Annotated in this window: 2 protein-coding genes; both read right to left on the bottom strand. The window is 72.3% G+C overall.

Annotation, left to right across the window (positions count from 1 at the left end):
• Window positions 1–174 precede the first annotated feature (174 nt).
• Window positions 175–1,473: an acyltransferase family protein gene (locus GA0115259_RS12115; RefSeq protein ID WP_093595017.1), complete on the bottom strand. Its 1,299-nt coding sequence runs from the start codon at window positions 1,471–1,473 to the stop codon at window positions 175–177.
• The coding region (locus tag GA0115259_RS12110; RefSeq protein WP_107469173.1) for an alpha/beta hydrolase at window positions 1,466–2,295 on the bottom strand (830 nt) is incomplete at its 5' end. The genes GA0115259_RS12110 and GA0115259_RS12115, both read right to left, overlap by 8 nt.

Genomic DNA, 2,295 nt, shown 5'->3' with positions numbered 1-2,295 from the left:
CGCCACCCCAGCCAGCGGGAGCGCCCTACGTTCGGTGGCGGAACGGCGGCCGTCGTCCACAGGTCCGCGCGCAGTGCGCGCGCCGCCGCCCGCGCGGTCCGCGCCGGCCGCTGCCGCGTGTACCACCTCTTCACATTCACAGAAATCCCCGCTGGACTCGTCACGCGATTCAGCCTAAGCACGCCGTACCTCCGTCTCCGGGGCGGGACGCCCGTCGCCCATGACCTGACCGCTCACAACCTGACCGTTCACGACCCGACCATTCACGACCCGACGGTTCACGACCCGACGGTTCACGACCCGACGGTTCACGATCTGGCCACTGGGGCCGGGCGCCCGCCGCCGTCCCTGCTCGTACGTACGGAACGCCGCCCAGCACACCAGCAGCGCCACCGCGAACACCGGCAGCCAGCAGAGCCGGGCGAGCACCCAGCCGGTTCCGTCCGGCACGGTGTGCAGACCGGGCAGGGCGCCGCCCGCCCACAGACCGAGGGCGGTGACCGCGATCATCGCGGTCTGGTGCCAGAGGAAGACCGTCATCGCGGACAGGTTCAGCAGCGCCACCGCCGCCCAGGCCCTGGGCCGTACCAGCCACCGGCGCAGCGGGCCGAGCAGCAGAAGGGCCGCTCCGCACTGGGCCAGACCGAAGGTGACGGCCGCCAGGGTCGGCGGGTCGAGATTGGAGATCGCGGCGCCCGGCACACCGACCATGGACGCCGGATAGCCGGCGAACAGGATCAGTACGGCCGTGGTGGTGGCGCCGCCGACCAGCAGTGTCCATCCCGTCGTCCGTCCCGGCATGCCGCGCCGTGCCCACAGCGCGCCAAGGCAGTACGGTACGAGCCAGCCGGCGGCCACATTGAGCCAGCCCAGGCCGCCGAGCCACTCCGGCCGGTCGGGGTGGCCGGAGCCGCCGGAGCCGGCCGGGCCGAACCGGAACAGGTCGACGTACAGCACGACGGCGAGCGGCCACAGCGGATGCAACCGCGCGACCAGCGGCGTCGCCGCGGTCAGCGCCGCGAAGACCAGCAGAAACCAGAGCGGCGAGAGAATCAGCCGGTAGAGCGTCTGTACGGTCTCGAAGCCGGTGCCCGAGGCCAGCATCGCGCCTGTCGCCACCGCCCACACCACCAGCACGGCGGCGACCGGCCTGAACAGCCGTACCATCCGGGTGCCGAGCCACTTCCCGTATGTCGTACCCCGGGCGCGGGCCGACGCGTAACTCTTCGCGCCCACCTGCCCGCCGACCAGGAAGAAGACGGCGAGAGTCTGGAACACCCAGGATATCGGCGCCAGTTGGGGCATGTACCGGAGCGGGCTGCTGCCGTGTACGGTGCCGCTGTCGGCGACCAGGGCGGTCACCAGCCAGTGACCGAGCACCACGCCGAGGATGGCGAAGGCACGCAGCGCGTCGACGGCACGGTCGCGGTCGGGCGGAGTCGCGGAGTCGATCCGCCTGACGAGATCACGCATGACGGCCGCCCTCGGGCGGGAGTTGGCCGGCGGGCCCGGGAGGAGTGCGGCCGGTGGGTGTCCCTCCCGAGACGATCCGGGCGAGGTTCCGCAGCGATACGGAACCGGGCCTCAGATAGTCGCTGTGCCCGCCCGCTCCGGCGTCGAAGATCCGCGCGCCGAACTCCTTCGACAGCGGATCGGGCCCGAATCCCAGTGTGGTGAAGGGCAGTTGGAGCCGTGCGTGCGGTATGCCGGCGATCCAGTCGTCGGCGCCACGGCCCGCCCAGACGGTGGCCGTGGTGCGCAGATCTCCGACGCTGTCCACACCGGTGCCGGGACTGCCGTACAGGACGATGCCGTGCAGGGCGATACCGTCCGTCCGCAGGCCCGGAGCGGCCAGCGCGCAGACCGCCGAGCCGTACGAGTGACAGAGCAGCGTGGTCCGGGCGGTCGGCCTGGCAGCGCTCAACTCACCCAGGAAGTCGCGGAGTCGGGGCACCGCGTCATGAGCGCGTCCTGGCGTCAGGGCCTCGGGGCTCACCGTGCCGGGCGTCTTGTAGCCGAGCCAGGCGATGACGGCGGCTCCGTCGCCCAACTCCCTTTGCAGCGCCGTGGCTCCGGCGCGGAAGCGCTCATAGTGGTCCAGGCCGGTGTCCGAACCGGGCACCAGCACGGCGATCCGCCCGGCGTCCGCCAGATGGCCGAAGACCTCGGCGGTGCGTCCGCCGTCGCGGCCGTCGAAGGAGAGGAAGCGGCGTCCGGCGTCCGCCATGGTGTGCAGCGAGGCGGCCCGTCTTCGGTCGCCGTGACGGGCGGCCATCCGTTCGGCCGCGCGGATGC

The sequence above is a fragment of the Streptomyces sp. MnatMP-M17 genome (genome assembly GCF_900091995.1).
GTDB lineage: Bacteria > Actinomycetota > Actinomycetes > Streptomycetales > Streptomycetaceae > Streptomyces.
Note: the sequence above shows the minus strand (reverse complement) of the source record. Positions and strands in the feature narration are given on the sequence as shown.

Coding starts and splice junctions, on each gene's coding strand:
- GA0115259_RS12115 (WP_093595017.1), bottom strand. CDS start 1,473: ATGCGTGATCTCGTCAGGCGGATCGACTCCGCGACTCCGCCCGACCGC.